17 protein-coding genes are annotated in these 18874 nt (G+C 40.5%); 8 read left to right on the top strand and 9 right to left on the bottom strand.

Going from position 1 to position 18874, the window contains the following annotated elements; translation table 11 throughout:
- The first annotated feature begins 88 nt into the window (after nucleotides 1–88).
- The 6 genes from rpsA to BSAG_RS05350 all read left to right on the top strand — a co-directional run bounded on the left by rpsA (nucleotide 89) and on the right by BSAG_RS05350 (nucleotide 6205).
- Nucleotides 89–1888, top strand: a complete 1800-nt coding sequence (rpsA, locus tag BSAG_RS05325; RefSeq protein ID WP_004315839.1) for a 30S ribosomal protein S1 — start codon at nucleotides 89–91, stop codon at nucleotides 1886–1888.
- Nucleotides 1889–2239: 351 nt separating this feature from the next.
- Nucleotides 2240–3178 carry a ribonuclease Z gene (locus BSAG_RS05330; protein ID WP_008771150.1) on the top strand — a complete coding sequence of 313 codons (939 nt, stop codon included), beginning with the start codon at nucleotides 2240–2242 and terminating at the stop codon, nucleotides 3176–3178.
- The gene (locus tag BSAG_RS05335) at nucleotides 3168–4709 is read left to right on the top strand and encodes a L,D-transpeptidase family protein (RefSeq protein ID WP_008771151.1); all 1542 of its coding nucleotides are present in this window, start codon (nucleotides 3168–3170) and stop codon (nucleotides 4707–4709) included. The genes BSAG_RS05330 and BSAG_RS05335 overlap by 11 nt, the downstream gene beginning before the upstream one ends.
- 24 nt (nucleotides 4710–4733) lie before the next feature.
- Nucleotides 4734–5285 carry an RNA polymerase sigma factor gene (locus BSAG_RS05340; RefSeq protein WP_008016827.1) on the top strand — a complete coding sequence of 184 codons (552 nt, stop codon included), beginning with the start codon at nucleotides 4734–4736 and terminating at the stop codon, nucleotides 5283–5285.
- Between the two features lie 47 nt (nucleotides 5286–5332).
- A complete protein-coding gene (locus BSAG_RS05345; RefSeq protein WP_004315844.1) occupies nucleotides 5333–5710 on the top strand; it encodes a hypothetical protein in 378 nt (125 codons plus the stop codon).
- A gap of 27 nt (nucleotides 5711–5737) precedes the next feature.
- Nucleotides 5738–6205: a hypothetical protein gene (locus BSAG_RS05350; RefSeq protein WP_004315845.1), complete on the top strand. Its 468-nt coding sequence runs from the start codon at nucleotides 5738–5740 to the stop codon at nucleotides 6203–6205.
- 218 nt (nucleotides 6206–6423) lie between these two features.
- Here the strand turns inward: BSAG_RS05350 and mazG are convergent, their stop codons facing one another.
- The 9 genes from mazG to BSAG_RS05395 form a co-directional block, all read right to left on the bottom strand.
- Nucleotides 6424–7212, bottom strand: coding sequence for a nucleoside triphosphate pyrophosphohydrolase (mazG, locus tag BSAG_RS05355; protein ID WP_004315846.1), 789 nt, complete (start codon nucleotides 7210–7212; stop codon nucleotides 6424–6426).
- A 37-nt stretch (nucleotides 7213–7249) separates the two neighbouring features.
- Nucleotides 7250–8419 carry an ATP-binding protein gene (locus tag BSAG_RS05360; RefSeq protein ID WP_008771152.1) on the bottom strand — a complete coding sequence of 390 codons (1170 nt, stop codon included), beginning with the start codon at nucleotides 8417–8419 and terminating at the stop codon, nucleotides 7250–7252.
- A 135-nt stretch (nucleotides 8420–8554) separates the two neighbouring features.
- Nucleotides 8555–9325, bottom strand: coding sequence for a zinc ribbon domain-containing protein (locus BSAG_RS05365; RefSeq protein ID WP_004315848.1), 771 nt, complete (start codon nucleotides 9323–9325; stop codon nucleotides 8555–8557).
- Nucleotides 9326–9336: 11 nt separating this feature from the next.
- Nucleotides 9337–9924, bottom strand: a complete 588-nt coding sequence (locus BSAG_RS05370; RefSeq protein ID WP_008771153.1) for a hypothetical protein — start codon at nucleotides 9922–9924, stop codon at nucleotides 9337–9339.
- Nucleotides 9925–9935: 11 nt separating this feature from the next.
- The gene (locus BSAG_RS05375) at nucleotides 9936–11210 is read right to left on the bottom strand and encodes a DUF805 domain-containing protein (RefSeq protein ID WP_004315850.1); all 1275 of its coding nucleotides are present in this window, start codon (nucleotides 11208–11210) and stop codon (nucleotides 9936–9938) included.
- 6 nt (nucleotides 11211–11216) lie between these two features.
- On the bottom strand, nucleotides 11217–12335 hold the full coding sequence (locus BSAG_RS05380; protein ID WP_004315851.1) for a hypothetical protein: 1119 nt from the start codon (nucleotides 12333–12335) through the stop codon (nucleotides 11217–11219).
- A gap of 2 nt (nucleotides 12336–12337) precedes the next feature.
- The gene (locus BSAG_RS05385; protein WP_008645402.1) at nucleotides 12338–12895 is read right to left on the bottom strand and encodes a PD-(D/E)XK nuclease family protein; all 558 of its coding nucleotides are present in this window, start codon (nucleotides 12893–12895) and stop codon (nucleotides 12338–12340) included.
- Nucleotides 12896–13288: 393 nt separating this feature from the next.
- A complete protein-coding gene (locus tag BSAG_RS05390; protein WP_004315852.1) occupies nucleotides 13289–14191 on the bottom strand; it encodes a helix-turn-helix transcriptional regulator in 903 nt (300 codons plus the stop codon).
- A gap of 79 nt (nucleotides 14192–14270) precedes the next feature.
- Complete coding sequence (locus tag BSAG_RS05395) at nucleotides 14271–15323, bottom strand: DUF3810 domain-containing protein (RefSeq protein WP_015532482.1); 1053 nt, start codon at nucleotides 15321–15323, stop codon at nucleotides 14271–14273.
- 140 nt (nucleotides 15324–15463) lie between these two features.
- Here BSAG_RS05395 and BSAG_RS05400 point away from each other — a divergent pair, with 140 nt between their 5' ends.
- Complete coding sequence (locus BSAG_RS05400) at nucleotides 15464–16102, top strand: hypothetical protein (protein ID WP_004315854.1); 639 nt, start codon at nucleotides 15464–15466, stop codon at nucleotides 16100–16102.
- Nucleotides 16103–16166: 64 nt separating this feature from the next.
- Nucleotides 16167–18803, top strand: coding sequence for a valine--tRNA ligase (locus tag BSAG_RS05405; RefSeq protein WP_004315855.1), 2637 nt, complete (start codon nucleotides 16167–16169; stop codon nucleotides 18801–18803).
- The last annotated feature ends 71 nt before the right edge of the window (nucleotides 18804–18874 follow it).

Below are 18874 nucleotides of genomic sequence, written 5' to 3'. Positions count from 1 at the left end.
CAATCAAGAAAATATTTCTACCTTTGCGCCCGATTTATAGATAATATAATGTCTTATTTAATTAAAGTATTAAACAATTTTATTATTAATGGAAAACTTAAAGAACGTAGCTCCTATTGAAGATTTCAACTGGGATGCTTATGAAAATGGCGAAACAGTAACCAACGTTAGCCACGATGAACTTGAAAAAGCTTACGACGGTACGCTTAACAAAGTGAACGACCGTGAGGTTGTTGACGGAACCGTAATCGCAATGAACAAGCGTGAAGTAGTTGTGAACATCGGTTACAAATCAGACGGTATCATCCCTTTGAATGAATTCCGTTACAATCCGGACCTGAAAGTAGGTGATACTGTAGAAGTATACATCGAAAACCAGGAAGACAAAAAAGGACAGCTCGTTCTGTCACACAGAAAAGCCCGCGCTACTCGTTCTTGGGATCGCGTTAACGCTGCTCTGGAAAATGAAGAAATTATCAAGGGTTACATCAAGTGCCGCACGAAGGGTGGTATGATCGTAGACGTATTCGGAATCGAAGCATTCTTGCCGGGTTCTCAAATCGACGTTAAACCGATCCGCGACTATGATGTATTCGTTGGCAAAACAATGGAATTCAAAGTGGTTAAAATCAACCAGGAATTCAAAAACGTTGTTGTATCTCACAAGGCTCTTATCGAAGCTGAACTGGAACAACAGAAGAAAGAAATCATCGGTAAACTCGAAAAAGGACAAGTTCTTGAAGGAACTGTTAAAAATATCACATCTTACGGTGTATTCATCGACCTTGGTGGCGTAGACGGTTTGATCCACATCACTGACCTTTCTTGGGGACGTGTTAGCGATCCGAAAGAAGTGGTTGAACTGGATCAGAAGCTCAACGTTGTTATCCTTGACTTCGATGACGAAAAGAAACGTATCGCTCTTGGCTTGAAACAACTGACCCCGCACCCATGGGATGCGCTTGATACTGACTTGAAGGTTGGTGACAAGGTGAAAGGTAAAGTGGTCGTTATGGCTGACTACGGTGCATTCATCGAAATCGCTCCGGGCGTAGAAGGTTTGATCCACGTTTCAGAAATGTCTTGGAGCCAACACCTGCGTTCTGCACAAGATTTCATGAAGGTAGGCGACGAAGTAGAAGCTGTTGTTCTTACACTTGACCGTGAAGAACGTAAGATGTCTTTGGGTATCAAACAACTGAAACAAGATCCATGGGAAACAATCGAAGAAAAGTATCCTGTAGGTTCTAAGCATACTGCAAAAGTACGTAACTTCACTAACTTCGGTGTATTCGTAGAAATCGAAGAAGGTGTAGACGGCTTGATCCATATCTCTGACCTTTCTTGGACTAAGAAAGTGAAACATCCGTCAGAATTTACACAGATTGGTGCTGACATCGAAGTTCAGGTATTGGAAATCGATAAAGACAACCGTCGTTTGAGCCTTGGCCACAAACAACTCGAAGAAAATCCTTGGGATGTATTCGAAACTGTGTTCACTGTAGGTTCTGTACACGAAGGTACTATCATCGAAATGTTGGATAAGGGTGCTGTTGTAGCTCTTCCTTACGGTGTAGAAGGTTTCGCAACTCCGAAACACCTTGTAAAAGAAGACGGTTCACAAGCACAGTTGGATGAGAAACTTGAATTCAAAGTGATCGAGTTCAACAAAGACGCTAAGAGAATCATCTTGTCTCACAGCCGTATCTTCGAAGATGTAGCTAAAGCTGAAGAAAGAGCAGAAAAGAAAGCTGCTTCTGGCGCAAAGAAAGCATCTTCTGGTAAGAGAGAAGATTCTCCGATGATCCAAAACCAAGCTGCTTCAACTACTCTGGGCGACATCGACGCTCTGGCTGCATTGAAAGAACAGTTGGAAGGAAAGAAATAATCTGAACAGAATATTTTCTGATGAAGGCGCTCCCGGTTGGGGGCGCCTTTTTCTATTCACCACAGAGGACGTAGAGGACACAGAGGGTAAGAAGGGTAAGGAGGATATGGAGAGGATATGGAGGACAGGAAGGATATGGAGAATACAGAGGATGTGAAGGATTGATTTAACAAACTAACGATGGCGATATATTTTATTTATATAAATCTACCCTCTTCTTCTCCTCCGCATCCTCTCCATATGCTCCTTACCCTTCTTACCCTCTGCGTCCTCCGTGTCCTCTGTGGTGAATAGAAAAAAAAGTTTCTTCCTTTGCAAGATTGAATCTGAAATGCTTTATCTTTGCATACCATGGAAAAATTTGAGTTACATATATTGGGATGCGGTTCCGCTTTGCCTACTACGCGACATTTTGCGACCTCTCAAGTCGTAAACCTGCGTGAAAAACTATTTATGATTGATTGTGGCGAGGGAGCACAAATGCAGTTACGCCGTTCGCGACTGAAATTTTCCCGATTGAATCATATCTTCATCTCTCATTTACATGGTGACCATTGTTTCGGATTGTTGGGGCTGATTTCTACATTCGGATTATTGGGAAGAACAGCCGATTTGCATATTCATTCTCCACGAGGACTGGAAGAACTGTTTGCACCGATGCTTGCTTTCTTTTGTAAGACTTTGACTTATAAGGTGTTCTTCCATGAATTCGAAACGAAAGAGCCGATGCTTGTCTACGACGACCGTTCGGTGACTGTAACTACTATCCCTTTAAAACATCGAATTCCCTGCTGCGGTTTCCTTTTTGAAGAGAAACAGCGTCCGAACCATATTATCAGAGACATGGTGGACTTTTATAAAGTCCCCGTCTATGAACTGAACCGTATCAAGAACGGAGCAGACTTTGTAACTCCCGAAGGAGAAGTAATACCCAATTTGCGTCTGACCCGTCCTTCGGCTCCGGCTCGTAAATATGCTTATTGCTCCGATACAATCTATCGCCCGTCGCTTGCCGAACAAATCAGCAATGTAGATTTGCTTTTCCATGAGGCTACCTTTGCGCAGACAGAGCAGGCACGTGCCAAGGAAACTTATCATACTACGGCTGCGCAAGCCGCACAACTAGCTTTGGACGCCAATGTGAAACAATTGGTGATCGGACACTTTTCAGCCCGTTACGAGGATGAATCTATTTTGCTTAATGAAGCGTCTGCCATTTTCCCGCAAACCATTTTAGCGAAAGAGAATATGTGTATTGACGTTGATGGAGGAACTGTGTATGAGAAATAGACGCCTGCTTTGGGGAGCGGTAATCCTGTTCGTCGTTTGTTTGGCAGCCTGTAAGAAAGAGAAACCCCAATCTCCGATACCGGACTCTCTGGCTTCCCTGCAAGAACTGTTCAACCCTGCTTATCAAATAGATGCCGACAGTATTCGTCTGATGATTCGTTCCTATTTGAACGAAAACCCTATAACTCCCTGGGATTCGGCTTTGTTGGCCCATTATCGGGAAAAAGATGAATTCTTCTGGTTGAATGACTCGCTTGTGTCCGATAAACCTGCCGCACAGGTGGCGGACTCTATGTTGTTCTGGTTGGGAGACATCTCACGGCATGGCATTAACCCGAATCTTTATTCGGTCGATAGCATCCGTGAGAGATTGCAACAAATACGTTCTTTGAAGTTGCAGGAAGGAAAGACAATGAACCGTCTGTTGGCAGATGTGGAATATCAGTTGACAGCCGCATATCTTTCGTATGTGTGCCAGTTGAAGTTTGGTTTCTTGCCTTCGGAACGCAGATGGAATGATTCGATCAATCGTATTCCCTTAAAACATTGTGATGTTACTTTTGCAAATGCCGCCCTCGATTCCTTGCGTGCAAATCCAATTGCTGCTTTTCACGGAGCACAGCCTTCTTCTCCGCTTTATCGCAAGATGCAGGAAGAACTGGTTCGTGTAAATGCTTGGGGGAAAACGGATACTACGGATTATTACCGGAATCGTCTGTTGGTAAATATGGAGCGGGCACGTTGGCAATATGCATTGGACAAAGGACAGAAATATGTGATAGCCAATGTGGCGGCATTCATGTTGCAGGCAATCAACGAAGAAACGGACTCTATCCTGGAGATGCGTATCTGTGTGGGGAGTGTGAAAAATAAAACTCCTCTGTTGTCGAGCAGGATTTATTATATGGAACTGAATCCGTATTGGAATGTACCTCAAAGTATTATCCGGAAAGAAATCATCCCTACTTATCGCAGAGATACGACCTATTTCACCCGTAATCGCATGAAGGTATACGATAAGAACGGCTTACAAGTAAACCCTCATCAGGTTAATTGGGCTAAATATGCAGGAAAAGGTGTACCTTATACGGTGAAGCAGGACAATAAAACGGGGAATTCATTGGGACGCATCATCTTCCGCTTTCCTAATCCTCATTCTGTATATCTGCACGATACTCCTTCCCGGTGGGCTTTCACGCGAAACAATCGTGCGGTGAGCCACGGTTGCGTCCGCCTTCAGAAAGCACTCGACTTCGCTTTCTTCCTGTTGAAAGAACCGGATGAATTATTGGAAGACCGTATCCGTATTGCAATGGATATCAAGCCGGTAAGTGAAGAGGGGAAGAAGCTGCCTGTCAGTGCGGCCTACCGCGAACTGAAACATTATAGTTTAGAGAAATATATACCTTTATTTATAGATTATCAGACGGTTTATCTGTCTGCCGATAATAATTTGAGGTATTGTGAGGACACTTATAAATATGATTCGTCTTTACTAGAGGCAATGAACAACCTGAATTTGAAACCATAAATAAACATACAGATACAAGAGATTATGATTCCTTATAACGAACGCGAAGTTCTGAAACTCCTTCAGGAGGAGAGTACACAGCGGAAAGGATTTGAAATGATTGTGGCGCAGTATAGCGAGCAATTATATTGGCAAATCCGCCGGATGGTACTGTCGCATGAGGATGCGAACGATCTCCTGCAAAACACTTTCATCAAGGCATGGACGAATATTGATTATTTCCGTGCCGAGGCGAAACTGTCTACCTGGCTCTATCGCATCGCGCTGAACGAATGTCTTACCTTTCTGAACAAGCAGCGCGCTATGACTACCGTGGATATTGACGATCCTGAAGCTGCGATTGTGCAGAAGCTGGAAAGTGACTCCTACTTTTCGGGCGACGAAATACAGTTGTGTCTGCAAAAAGCTCTATTGACTTTGCCGGAAAAACAGCGTATGGTGTTCAACCTGAAATATTATCAGGAAATGAAATACGAAGAGATGTCGGAAATCTTCGGCACATCGGTTGGTGCGCTCAAAGCGTCATATCATCATGCGGTGAAGAAAATAGAGAAGTTTTTAGAAGAAATAGATTAAACCTTTTAAATTGGACGTTGTCTAAGTAAAAGAGAGGAGAAAAACGTATGAAAGAAGAAGATATCCTATTGAAGAAGCTTGGTAAGGAAAATTCCTTCAAAGTGCCTGATGGTTACTTTGAAAACCTGACTTCGGAGGTAATGAATAAACTTCCTGAAAAAGAAAAAGTTGTTTTCAAGGAAGAATCTGTCAGCACATGGACAAGACTGAAACCATTGCTCTATCTCGCTGCTATGTTTGTAGGTGCGGCCCTGATTATCCGGGTAGCGTCGACAGATCACAAGCCTGCTGCGGTCGATGAAGTGGCGGTGACGGAGGTGGATACTGAAGTCGTATCGGACGAAATGCTGGATGTGGCACTGGACCGTGCTATGCTGGATGATTATTCGTTATATGTTTATTTGAGTGACGCAAGTGTAGAATGATTTATTAAAACTGATTGAATACAGAAAATGAGAAAACTAATCGCATGGGTTGTTTTGTTGTGTGGCTTTATGCCTGTTCTTTGGGCTGCTGACGGATGTGATCAGCATTTATCCCGGGAGGAGTTCAGGGCAAAACAAAAGGAATTCATTACCGAACAGGCAGGATTGAGTAAAAAGGAGGCAGCCAAGTTCTTTCCCGTCTATTTTGAACTCCAGGATAAGAAGAAGAAGCTGAATGATGAATCGTGGGATTTGATGCGCAAAGGTAAAGATGATAAGACAACGGAAGCTCAATATGCAGAAATCAACGATAAGATAGCCAACAATCGTATTGCTGCCGATCAGCTTGATAAGACTTATCTGGGTAAGTTCAAAAAGATTCTTTCCAGTAAGAAGATATTTCTCGTGCAGCGTGCGGAAATGCGCTTCCACCGGGAGATGATAAAAGGAATGAATCGTGGCAAGGATAAAGGAAACGATTCGAAGAAGAAATAAAGAAAAATAGAGCGTCTGACTCGTATGAATAGACGTTCTGTTTGAGTAAAATAGAGGCTCTACTCGCACGGAATAGAGCCTCTATTTTTTTATTTAGATAGCATTGATTTTAAGTATTCTATTTCTGCAATCAATAGTGGAATATCCTGTTTGGCATGTATTATGAACTCCCAATCATCTTTCAATGATGGCATGTAAATCAATGTTACTCATAGGTCTTACAGTCCTTTTTTCTTTGCTTCATTCCAAATAGCATCCATCTCTTCAAGAGACATATCCTTCAGGCTTTTTCCTTCCTTGATAGTATGTTCCTCCAAATAATTGAAGCGACGGATAAACTTTTGGTTGGTAAGTTCCAAAGCGTTATCAGGATTGATCTTGTAGAGACGCGCTGCATTGATAAGGCTAAACATGACGTCACCGAATTCAGCTTCCGCCTTGTCCTTATTCATATTAGCCACTTCATCCTGAAATTCTCCGATTTCTTCCTTCACTTTATCCCATACCTGTTCACGCTCTTCCCAGTCGAAACCTACATTGCGGGCTTTGTCTTGAATACGATAAGCCTTGATGAGCGAGGGGAGGGCAGCGGGTACACCGCTCAATACACTCTTATTGCCGTCTTTCTCCTTTAGCTTCAACTGTTCCCAATTTTCGGAAACTTGTCCTGCTGTCTCTGCTTTTACCTCTCCGAATACATGCGGGTGACGGAAAATCAGTTTATCACACAGTTTGTCGCAAACATCTTTGATGTCAAAATCTCCTGTTTCCGAGCCTATCTTGGCATAGAAAGCAACGTGCAATAATACGTCACCCAATTCCTTGCAGATTTCTTTCTTGTCATCCCTCATCAGGGCGTCGCAAAGTTCGTAAGTCTCTTCTATGGTGTTGGGACGCAGACTTTCATTGGTCTGTTTGCGGTCCCAGGGACATTTAACACGCAGTTCGTCGAGAATGTCCAGGAAGCGTCCGAAGGCTTCCATCTGTTCTTGTCTGGTATGTGACATAAATATATTTTGTATTAAAATTGTTATAAGGCTATTATTAATAATTCATTCCGAAATTCCAAAGTGGAATAATATTCCCGTATCCGGTTTCTATATCATCTTTTACAATGTATCCTTCTTTGGCTCCGGTTATTTGTTGTTGTCCTTTGTTTTTTCCGCCTATTTCAAATGTTCTTTCTCCTATTTGGAAATCTGAGATTTTGGAAGATATAATATCCTGTTTAACTCGCATTTGGTTATAAAAAAATGTTTCGCGGATATTACCGATATTGGAATTCTCTCTTCCTAATGCATAAATGAGATTAGTATTATCAAGATATATTTTTTCTACTTTGCCCAGACCTCTGACCCCGCCTGTGTCATCGCGAACTTGAGCTATCATCCCCGCTTTCTCGATATAAAGTAAGTAATCGCTTAAATAATTACGACTAACTCCAATGATGTCAGCAAGTTTTTGCATGACAGGCTTAAATGGAACGCTTTTGGCAATAATCATCAACAGTTGTTTCAATTTACGTCCTGTGGAGACATTCATATTAGCATATTGAGGTATGTCATTTTCCATAGTCTGGTTGATTACTTGGTTCAACTCGATTTCAAAAGTGATATCTTTGCTAAACGGGTAATAGCCGTGTTGTATATATTCAGCGAATAGCGGAAGTGGATGTGCTATTCCCGGAATTTCAACTTTATGTTCCAGTATCTCTTCTAATGTGTAGACTGGTACATGAATTTGATGGAACATACTTAAATATTCTCTGAAAGACAGCCCTTGCATTTCATAGATGGGGGCACGTCTGCTTAAATCTGCCGTTCCTTTATAAATATCCAAAATAGAGGAACCGGTGAAAAGAACTTGCATATCAGGATAAGAATCGAATATCTGCTTCAATTCACGAGACCAGTTAGGGTATTTGTGTATTTCATCAATAAATAGGTGCTTGCCACCTCGTTTGCTGAATTTGTCTGTTAGGTCAATCAGGGAATTATCGGCAAAGTACATATTGTCTGCTGAAACATACAATGTGTCTTTCGGATTCATGTTCTGCTTGATATGTTGAAGGAACATGGTGGTTTTACCTACCCCGCGTGGCCCAACAAGTCCGAGCATATGGCTATCCCAGTTTATTTCAGTATACTTGTATCGGATGAAATCGGTACTTGTAGCTTTAAGGAGTTTATTGAAGTTTTCGTATAATCTGTCCATGGTTGGTATATATTTATATGCAAATATACGTCAATTGCACAACAAAAGTGCAGAAAACTATAATTTTCTGCACTTTTGTTGTGCAATTGGTAAGGCTAATCAAATGAAAATGTCTTCTTGAGGGATTTAGTTGGCTCAATCCGTTAATAATTCCGCTTGTATATATAGAATATAGCTGATTATCCAAAACTCAATAAAAGAAATAATTGTATTAGTCATACTAAATTCATCTTCTGATATTAGAGCGGCGGCAGATATAACTATGATTAGAGATGCCAACATTCCCCATCCTAATTTATTTAATAGTCCGTTGAAGTGTCGGATAAATTGGACTCCAATTATGGTTGATGTAATAAGCATACCTAATATAACAAAAAGAGAGATAAGTATTCCAATGTAATCTTCGTCTGCAATAGAGATTAAATCCATACATAAAATCAAAAAAGATACTACTACAGTGATTATAATATTGGTAATTAATAAGCCGCTCATGGGTTTGGTTTGTTGTTTCATCCCTATATATAAGGCGTAAGCGAATATTATATCGACCAAGCCAGACAATAAGTCAGCCACCCATTCTGGAATATAGGTTGCCCACTGCATGATTTGTAGCCATTTGTGTGGATTGGTAAGGTGGCATACTCCACTTTGATGTGACATTGAAATGAATGTCGCAATGACTCCTGTCCAAAATAGGATTAGGACAAAGTCAGAAATGGGAGTTTTTAAATGATTCACTTCTGTTTTATGATTATTTGAATCCCTTTGAAAGGACACTTCTGTAGTGGCTTGATTTTTTGTATTGGAAACTGAGTCTTCCAACCATTCTCCGCAGTGCCTGCATTTCTTTGCAGTTGCTTGTATCTCTTCGCCACAGAAAGGGCATTGTTTGGTATTGTTTATCATGTTTTCAAGTTTTATTTTATTCTTATCAGTTTAATAACTCCATCTGTTGCATCGAACGACATATTGTCTCCTTTAATATTCACATTCTGGTAACAGTCTTCGTTGTTTTCGTTTTCTGAATACCAATTATAGAGATGTTCTTTCAATTCTTCTATTGATTCTTGAATGAGTGATTGCCCATAGTTTTTAATAAAACTTTGTGCAAGAGATTCGGATAATCTATCTGCGCCCGGGAAACTAATCCCCTCAAAAGTGACTTTCAGAGTCGACAGGTCGTAAGTGAAATAGATGTCACCGACTTCTATCTTCCATGTACCTTCAATGATACTTTTGCATTGCATATTATATTCTTGTCCGTCTTCAACTTCTCCACATTCGGTGAAGTAGGTTGTTTCTTTTAAGTCTCCTCCAGGAATACTCCCTTTCACAGAACCGAAATCATAATAGGTTTTCTCTTTGCATCCGTCTTCTTCGACTATGCGGATGCTTTCCCATGTGCCGCACGCTTTTTTTGCCATTTCCATATCGTTGCATGAGGTGCAGAAGATACACAAAAGAGATAATAGAGTGAATGATGTAAGTAAGTTGTTATGTTTCATGATGGTAAAATTTAATTCGTTGTAATGGTAAGTCCGTTGGCATAGCTGACGTTATATACGAAATTGGGAGATATGTTGTGAAAACCATCGAATACAACCTGATACTCTTTATTTCCCAAATTATGAAACTCTTCTATTTGTACTTCGTCATGGGGCAGATAGTTGTCGAATATCTCAAACCATTGGCTGTTGAAAACAACTTTGCGTTTTTTAAGACATTCTATTGCTGTATGCCCCAAGTCACTCTCGGTGAAATCACTCCTGAAGCTCCTGTTGCCACTTGCGTATGCCTGTAATAGTCGAGAGAAGTTTGAGAAATCGAATTGTTGCAATAACCATTTAAATTCGGTATTGGAGATGACAAGTAAATCGTCATTTTCTACAAGTTCTTCGGTGAGGGTTAGCAAACCTTCTCCTTTGTATCCTTTAGTTATGGCTTGTTTCATGTTGTAGCAGAAGGTATAAATGGCATAATAGCAAGAGAAATCGTGTATAATGCGTTTTTTTATTTCCGCATTGTTTCCGCTATTGATGCTTTGCCTGTTTTTTGAATAACCTATATTGCCCAATGTATCCACTCCTGCGGTGTCTCCGTCAAGAGTCCAATCGCTGTGTTGAAGTTGAGGCATTTGGAGATGGTTGGCAGATTTGAAATAGGTGAGTACAACCAGAATGGCTACAACTACTATCGACGCATTGAGCACAATTTTGTCGGTAATGGTTAAAGGAGTGGAGGCGTTAGCTGCATTTCCTTTCTTGCACAGCAGGAAGAGTAGCCAAAAGATACCGACTAAGGGGAGGAGGACAATCAGAAACCACCATCCGCTTTTTCCAATGTCGTGCAAGCGACGTATACCGATGGCGAGTGAAGGAATGGTGAGAGTCAGTGAGACGATTGTGAATAGCCAACCATAGCCGAGGCTTTCTCCAAATAGTTGGAAGTCGATTCCCGATAATATATCTATGCATGATGCGGCAATAGCTATGATGTTGTAGAATAGGATGTAAAGCCAATATTGCTTTCTTGTGGCCATTCCGTTAAAGTCGGCATATTGCTTGCATATGACACGGATGAAATAGTGGGATAAGAAAGAGGGCTGTGGGGTCTCTTTGTTCTCGCAGCTTGTGGCATCTTCTTCTCTTTGTTCGGTGCAAACAGGGCAGGCAACCATTTTCTTAGTTACCGTTTGCTTTTCTTCTAACCATTCACCACAGTATTTGCATTTTTTGGCTACAGCCAAAATCTCTTCTCCGCAAAAAGGGCATTTTTTTGTTTCTTTTTCCATAGTATCTTATTTCTTTTGAAGTGAAGAAATTGTATATAAAACATTTTTTTTCTCATTGACAAAGAATGAAACTTTCACGCTAAACGTTTTTTTTCCTTCATTATTACGGAATTGATAGGTGAAGTTGGTTCCATCTATTCTTTGAATGGTATATTCCCCAATTAATGATTTGTTATCAGTACGTAATTGTTCCAGATATCTTTTCCCTGCATTTATTTCCGGACTGTTGCTATCCGCCATTTCTTGATATACCGTTCCGGTGAATTTGGCACCCAATTTTGTTTTAATTCTATTGTAGGTGTTCAAATCAATTTCTCCTTTGCGTAGCCTTTCTTGTGCTATACGGAGTTTGCTTGCATTGGCTATCATTTCTTTATATACAGGACTGTCAGTCGGCTCCAGCTGTTTTTTAAGTCCTAATTTCTGTTTTATGTATTCTTGGGTTTTAGGTGATTCTTTTTGTATCTCATATTTGTTATTCAGAAAATCTTGTTGGCATAAAAAAGTCATCACGTCTATGCGAAAACAACGTTCTTTTTCGCTATTGTTTTTATTGTTTTTAGCCGGATGGCATACTCCTACTAATTTTCCATTCAGATAGGCATTTTGGTCTATTACTTGATATTGGGGAAATAGTGAATTTACTTGGTAATGCTCTTCTTTAGGATATGAACGGTCTATTGTTTCCCATTTTCCTTTCTTATCATGTAACCATTCCCATGTTTGGGCGGCCCGAATTAAATATAAAGAATCAGCTATTCTTTCTTGTACTATTCTTTCGGCATCATTGACCTTTTGGATGGAGTCTACTCTTTTTTGTTCTAACTCTTTCTTGCTAATAGCATTTTCTATTTCTACTTTGATTTTTTCGAATTCTTTTGATTTAGCTTTTAAACTTTCCATTGATTCACCTAAGTAAATAGTTGGAAATTTATATTTGAAATCTTCTAATTTATATATTTTGCAGATTCTTAGAAGTGAATCTCTCGTATTTTGTAATTTTTGAGAGAATACTTCTGTCTTGCTTTTCTTTGCCTTAACGAATTTTGATAAGTCTACTATTTGTGCACTTGTCTTACATATTCCTGTACAGAGGAATAGGCATATTAATAGAAATTTTCCCATAGTTACCAATATCTTAACCAAAACTCGTTAAACAAATCGCTTTCCGAATCTTGCTGTTCATAATCATTTAAATCTCCCAAGCAGAATGGAATATATCCGTTCTCTTTACATTCGTTTGCCAGCATAGCCGGCATTTCATCCAAGGCGGTGATTAGTATATAATGCCTTTTAGTATTAGGCATATACTCTTCACATACTTGGTCGAAAATGGCCTTGTATCTTGCTAATTGATTATGGTGAGTTGGTGTATACGCTTTGTTCTCAATCAAAACAGCATGAAATTCTTCTTTTCCATTGCATGTAATCCGTATGTTTGCCCATAGGTCAATATATTTCCATTGTTTCCAAGTTTCAACAGAAGTGACTTGCACGTCGTCTGTCATTTCGATGCCAATCAGTTTGCCGAGAATCTTTCTACAATATTGATAAAGGATAGGTTTCTCTTCACTGTATTGCTGTATAGATCTACGTAATGTCCATGAAAGAATAAAGTCTATCATGGTTTCTTTTTGAGAATCTCCTTCGGAAGAATCTTTCATTAGTAATGATACTTTTTCCATGTTTTATATAATTTAAAATGAATGTATGGGTACAAAAAAAAGAGCGTAAAACTAACTTTTAGCTTATTTGATTAGGTAGGTTCTGGTAAACCTTATGATCCAAATAAGTAAAAGCAGTCCACGCCCTATTCGGGTGTGAACGTCACTTCAACTTATTATTTCGGATCATTGAATAAATTTACCAGATTTACCTAATCGAAATAATACGTCTTAACGTTCAATCAATATGTCTGAAAATTTTAGTTCTCTGTTTCTTACTACTTCTTTTTAATGATTATACATCACAAAACTAAGAAACATTTTTTAGAATTAAAAGAATTTTATCAGAAAAGATGACCGGACTGCTTTATTATTTACTAATGAATACTCACTTCATTACATTTATGATAATATTCATTGATATAGTTGATTCATTTTTTGAATCATTGTTCCGATTTGAATTCTGAACCATTGAGGTTCTAGAACTTCTACAAGATTTCCATGCGATAGTATAGCTTGACAGAAATCATAGGTAGGACGTAATGAATAATCGAAAATGGAATAGTTACTATGTGTTTCACTTTCTTTTTGAGAATGGTGTAACGGGAGGGAACGGAAATACTTACATTGGTTTCCGTAGACTTTTATTCTGATTTTTTCTACATCATATTCTTCATCGACAATAACTCCGAAACTGTTGTCGAAGTAGACTTTAGGATTGAACGTTTGAGGACACTCAAATGATAAATCTGTTTGTTCCATTTCGAGTATTCGCTCGAGGGAGTAGATCAACACTTTGTTGTAATACGGACTTCGTGCTGCGATATACCAACGCTGTTTGAAGGCTTTTATACAATAAGGTTCAATTTGAAATGTATATGATTTGTCCTGCCAATAACTTTGATATGTTATTTCCAACGTTATACAATTATGAATAGCTTCAATGGCTGGTATCAGATATTGTTCTCCTGAGGGATAGTCTTCTAGTAGAATTTTATCCTTTAATTTGTGGCTTTTATTGAGGGTTGTATTGACTGCAAATGTATTCAAGAGCCATTTTCTGAGTCCTTCCTTTTTAAGTTCTTCAGTGTTTTCTATGTAATAATTACATCCGTTATGTCTATCGCATTCTATGTTAATGTCGAATAGTTCCTCAATAGCTTTCCGGTGATTATGAAAAGTCCGATTGGGGATTTCCTCTCCATTACTCATTTCACACTGCAGCCATTTACGATTAATTTCATCCAGTGTTATTGTTCCAGCCCGATAGATTGTGTCTACTAACCAGAGATATCTATTAAAGAGATCTTTTGCCATAAAGAAATCAGTTTATCCGTTTTATATTAGTGCTGCAAATATCGTGAAACTATGTGCCAAAACAAGGCACAATCTATACTTATTTCTTTTTCCACTCCTGATAGGAAATCAGCAGTCCCACTACTTCCGAGTAGTTCTGCCGTCCGCTTTCTATCTTATTCCCTTTCAGATAAAGATCGTATATCCAATCCTGCACAGCACCAACTACAGGGCTATACTTGGCAGCCCAATACGCCTGGTTATTCTTAGCCAATTCGATAATTTCCGGTCGGATGCGTTTAAACAGTCGGGTGTATTTTTCTTCCGGGAGTAATCTTTGCGCATTTCCCAATACATGTCCCAATATAGAAAAATATCCGGAAAAACGGATTCCCATCGCTTCTGAACGGGTGCAAATCTGATAAGCATAGAAATTAGCTTCCGCTTCGCTGGTGATACCTAATAAATGGGCTAGTTCGTGAGCATAAGTGGCCGGATAATTAACGGGAAGCAAATCTCCGTTGAGTGTAAACTCGCAGAAGAAAGGCCCCATGCTACCCGTTACCCCTACCATCGAAATGAAGGGAGTGAATAACATTGTTTTTACCCTCGGATGCTCGTGTGGAGGGCGATTTACGCCCAGGCTATCACTTAACTGATGATAGATTCGCACAGTTTCCTCTCGTATCAAATCTTGATTGATACTATTGACAGGAGTATACGAACGGTTCAGTTGAGTAATATAATCATCTACGAATTCTTGGAAAATCTCGGGAGTATAGGCGGTATACGGGATTTCTGTTCGTTGATAGAAATTTTTCTGCGAGTAGTTCAGTCCCCATGCCAGATAGAACCATACATAAATCCATAATAAGTATTCCCCGTCGCGCAATAAGATTTTCTTCCAAGGCAACTTCTTGCGGAGACGGGCATAAAAGGGATAAACAATCACGCCTGTGATGCTAAGGAAAATAAATAAATCCCCTATGGCAAAAGGAAATAAACCGGAAAAAAACGACAGGACGTAGGAGATAAGGGGATAGATTGTTTGAGAATAGATCGTTGCCAGAGCAGGAATCCATTGCGTTAGCCACACCAGGATTAATAATGCTCCTAAGGCTACATATCTTACATTTGGCTTATTTTTCATCATTTGTATAAAATCAGTCAACAAAAATATGCATTTAATAAACGTCGCGCGAAAAAATACCTCTATATTTGCAAAAAATCTGTTAACAGTGACTTTGTGTACCTGCGTAATCAGAGAAAGTTATTCAACATAAACCGGATAAGATGGCTACATCAGAAGAAATAGAAAAGTATTGCAGGAATTGCGTGTCACGTGATTTTGTGAACGGAAAAGGACTCGTTTGTAAACGTACCGGAGAACTTCCCGCTTTTGAAGAAGAATGTGACAGTTTTGAGCAAGATAAGGAACTGGAAAGATTAGCGCCTCCCAAGCCGGAAGATTTTCCGGTATTCATGACAGAAGAGGAAATGCTTGCCGAAGAGAATCTGCCCAAAGGAATATTGTGTGCAGTTGTCGCATGCATCGTTGGTGCGGTGGCATGGGGGCTGATCTCCGTTTCTACAGGTCGTCAGATAGGATTTATGCCCATTGCTATCGGATTCATGGTAGGTTTTGCGATGCGGCAGGGCAAGGGAATACGTCCCATTTTCGGAATTACCGGTGCGGCATTATCTCTGGTTAGTTGCATCTTAGGTGATTTCTTGTCTATTATCGGGTATATCTCCCAAGATTATGAAATGGGCTATTTTCAAGTCCTGGCAGGTGTAGACTATGGAGAGATATTCTCTATTCTGTTGAAAAATGTAATGTCGATGACTGCCCTGTTCTACGGATTCGCTCTTTATGAGGGATATAAATTCTCTTTCCGTGCACAGAAACACCCCGAGGGTGGTAAGATTTGAATTTAAATTATTAATTTTGCACCCGTTATTTTTAGAATATACATTATCATATACATAAAACAATATGGAATTAGCAAGTAAGTACAATCCCGCTGACGTGGAGGGAAAGTGGTACCAGTATTGGCTGGACCACAAATTATTCAGTTCAAAACCCGATGGCCGTGAACCTTACACCATCGTCATCCCGCCCCCGAACGTCACCGGTGTGTTACACATGGGACACATGCTTAATAATACCATCCAGGATATTTTAGTTCGTCGTGCCCGTATGGAAGGCAAGAATGCTTGCTGGGTGCCGGGAACTGACCACGCTTCTATTGCTACCGAAGCTAAAGTTGTAAACAAACTCGCTTCTCAAGGTATCAAGAAAACCGATCTATCTCGTGACGAATTCTTGAAACATGCCTGGGAATGGACAGACGAGCACGGTGGTATTATCCTGAAACAACTCCGTAAACTCGGCGCATCCTGCGACTGGGATCGTACTGCTTTCACTATGGATGAGAAACGTAGCGAAAGTGTAATCAAGGTATTTGTCGATCTGTTCGATAAAGGATTGATCTACCGGGGCGTCCGCATGGTAAACTGGGACCCGAAAGCCTTGACTGCCCTTTCTGACGAGGAAGTAATCTACAAGGAAGAACACGGAAAACTGTATTACCTTCGCTATAAAGTAGAAGGTGATCCGGAAGGTCGCTACGCGGTTGTTGCAACAACCCGTCCTGAAACAATTATGGGTGATACGGCTATGTGTATCAATCCGAACGACCCGAAGAACGAATGGCTGAAAGGAAAGAAAGTGATCGTTCCGCTGGTAAACCGTGTCATTCCTGTGATTGAGGATGATTATGTAGACATCGAATTCGGTACGGGTTGTCTGAAAGTAACCCCGGCCCATGATGTAAACGACTATATGCTGGGTGAAAAATACAACTTGCCTAGTATCGATATTTTCAATGACAACGGTACATTGAGCGAAGCTGCCGGTATGTATATCGGTATGGACCGTTTCGATGTTCGTAAGCAAATAGAGAAAGACCTCGAAGCTGCCGGATTGCTGGAAAAAATAGAAGCCTATACTAATAAGGTAGGATATTCGGAACGTACCAACGTTGTGATCGAACCGAAATTGTCTATGCAATGGTTCCTCAAGATGCAACATTTCGCAGATATGGCATTGCCTCCGGTAATGAACGACGATTTGAAATTCTACCCTGCAAAATACAAGAATACCTACCGTCACTGGATGGAAAACATCAAAGACTGGTGTATCAGCCGTCAGTTGTGGTGGGGACATCGTATTCCTGCATACTTCCTGCCGGAAGGTGGTTATGTAGTAGCCGCTACTCCCGAGGAAGCTCTGGCAAAAGCAAAAGAAAAGACGGGTAATGCCGCCCTGACAATGGAAGACCTTCGTCAGGATGAAGATTGCCTGGACACTTGGTTCTCTTCTTGGTTGTGGCCTATCTCTTTGTTCGACGGAATCAACAACCCGGGCAACGAAGAAATCAAATACTACTATCCGACAAGCGACCTTGTGACAGGACCGGACATTATCTTCTTCTGGGTAGCCCGTATGATTATGGCAGGCTACGAATACGAGGGACAGATGCCGTTTAAGAACGTATACTTCACAGGAATCGTTCGTGATAAACAGGGACGTAAGATGTCTAAATCGCTCGGTAACTCTCCCGATCCATTGGAACTGATCGAAAAGTATGGTGCCGACGGTGTGCGTATGGGTATGATGCTTTCAGCTCCCGCCGGAAACGACATTCTTTTCGACGACACCCTTTGCGAACAGGGACGTAACTTCTGCAACAAGATATGGAATGCTTTCCGTCTGATTAAAGGATGGACTAATGGCAAAGGTTCCATTCCGGTTCCACCCGATGCTCATCTGGCTGTTCAATGGTTCGACCAGAGACTGGATGCAGCTGCGGTTGAAGTTGCCGATTTGTTCTCTAAATATCGTTTGAGCGAAGCATTGATGTTGGTTTACAAACTGTTCTGGGATGAGTTCTCTTCCTGGTTGCTGGAAATTGTGAAACCTGCTTATGGACAGCCCATTAATGGCTTTATTTATAGTATGGTGCTTAGTTCTTTCGAACGTCTGCTTGAGTTGCTTCATCCTTTCATGCCGTTTATCACAGAAGAACTGTGGCAACAACTGCGTGAGCGCGAACCGGGTGCAAGTTTGATGGTTACTCTCATGAAGGAGCCTCTTGAGGTAAACGAGCAATTCCTGCAAGAATTTGAATTGGCTAAGGAAATTATCAGCAATGTTCGCAGTATTCGTTTGCAGAAGAATATTGCTTTGAAGGAACAACTCGAATTGCAGGTTGTGGGTAGTCATCCGGTAGAAAAAATGAATCCGGTGATTATCAAGATGTGTAACCTTTCTGCTATTAATGTAGTATTCAAAAAAGCAGAAGGTGCTGCTTCTTTCATGGTTGGAACGACAGAATTTGCCGTACCATTGATTGACATGATTGATATAGATGCGGAAATCACTCGTCTGTTGGCCGAACTTAAACATAAGGAAAGCTTCCTGCAAGGCATCGTGAAGAAATTGAGCAACGAGAAATTCGTGAACAATGCTCCGGCAGCCGTCATAGAACTTGAACGCAAGAAACAGGCGGATGCGGAAAGTATCATTCGTTCTTTGAAAGAAAGCCTTACTATCTTGTTGAAGAAATAACTCTTTGATACCTGGTTTTATATAATATAAGGCATCTCAATTAATTTTGAGATGCCTTTTTTTTGCGAAAT

The organism is Bacteroides sp. D1 (assembly GCF_000157095.2).
In the GTDB taxonomy this organism is placed as follows: Bacteria; Bacteroidota; Bacteroidia; order Bacteroidales; family Bacteroidaceae; genus Bacteroides; species Bacteroides xylanisolvens.
The sequence above is the reverse complement of the archived record's forward strand: the minus strand, read 5'-3'. Positions and strand labels throughout refer to the sequence as shown.

What these genes read in the sequence shown, in the direction of transcription:
- rpsA (WP_004315839.1), top strand. Translation starts at nt 89, where the DNA reads ATGGAAAACTTAAAGAACGTAGCTCCTATTGAAGATTTCAACTGGGAT.
- BSAG_RS05330 (WP_008771150.1), top strand. Translation starts at nt 2,240, where the DNA reads ATGGAAAAATTTGAGTTACATATATTGGGATGCGGTTCCGCTTTGCCT.
- BSAG_RS05335 (WP_008771151.1), top strand. Translation starts at nt 3,168, where the DNA reads ATGAGAAATAGACGCCTGCTTTGGGGAGCGGTAATCCTGTTCGTCGTT.
- BSAG_RS05340 (WP_008016827.1), top strand. Translation starts at nt 4,734, where the DNA reads ATGATTCCTTATAACGAACGCGAAGTTCTGAAACTCCTTCAGGAGGAG.
- BSAG_RS05345 (WP_004315844.1), top strand. Translation starts at nt 5,333, where the DNA reads ATGAAAGAAGAAGATATCCTATTGAAGAAGCTTGGTAAGGAAAATTCC.
- BSAG_RS05350 (WP_004315845.1), top strand. Translation starts at nt 5,738, where the DNA reads ATGAGAAAACTAATCGCATGGGTTGTTTTGTTGTGTGGCTTTATGCCT.
- mazG (WP_004315846.1), bottom strand. Translation starts at nt 7,212, where the DNA reads ATGTCACATACCAGACAAGAACAGATGGAAGCCTTCGGACGCTTCCTG.
- BSAG_RS05360 (WP_008771152.1), bottom strand. Translation starts at nt 8,419, where the DNA reads ATGGACAGATTATACGAAAACTTCAATAAACTCCTTAAAGCTACAAGT.
- BSAG_RS05365 (WP_004315848.1), bottom strand. Translation starts at nt 9,325, where the DNA reads ATGATAAACAATACCAAACAATGCCCTTTCTGTGGCGAAGAGATACAA.
- BSAG_RS05370 (WP_008771153.1), bottom strand. Translation starts at nt 9,924, where the DNA reads ATGAAACATAACAACTTACTTACATCATTCACTCTATTATCTCTTTTG.
- BSAG_RS05375 (WP_004315850.1), bottom strand. Translation starts at nt 11,210, where the DNA reads ATGGAAAAAGAAACAAAAAAATGCCCTTTTTGCGGAGAAGAGATTTTG.
- BSAG_RS05380 (WP_004315851.1), bottom strand. Translation starts at nt 12,335, where the DNA reads ATGGGAAAATTTCTATTAATATGCCTATTCCTCTGTACAGGAATATGT.
- BSAG_RS05385 (WP_008645402.1), bottom strand. Translation starts at nt 12,895, where the DNA reads ATGGAAAAAGTATCATTACTAATGAAAGATTCTTCCGAAGGAGATTCT.
- BSAG_RS05390 (WP_004315852.1), bottom strand. Translation starts at nt 14,191, where the DNA reads ATGGCAAAAGATCTCTTTAATAGATATCTCTGGTTAGTAGACACAATC.
- BSAG_RS05395 (WP_015532482.1), bottom strand. Translation starts at nt 15,323, where the DNA reads ATGATGAAAAATAAGCCAAATGTAAGATATGTAGCCTTAGGAGCATTA.
- BSAG_RS05400 (WP_004315854.1), top strand. Translation starts at nt 15,464, where the DNA reads ATGGCTACATCAGAAGAAATAGAAAAGTATTGCAGGAATTGCGTGTCA.
- BSAG_RS05405 (WP_004315855.1), top strand. Translation starts at nt 16,167, where the DNA reads ATGGAATTAGCAAGTAAGTACAATCCCGCTGACGTGGAGGGAAAGTGG.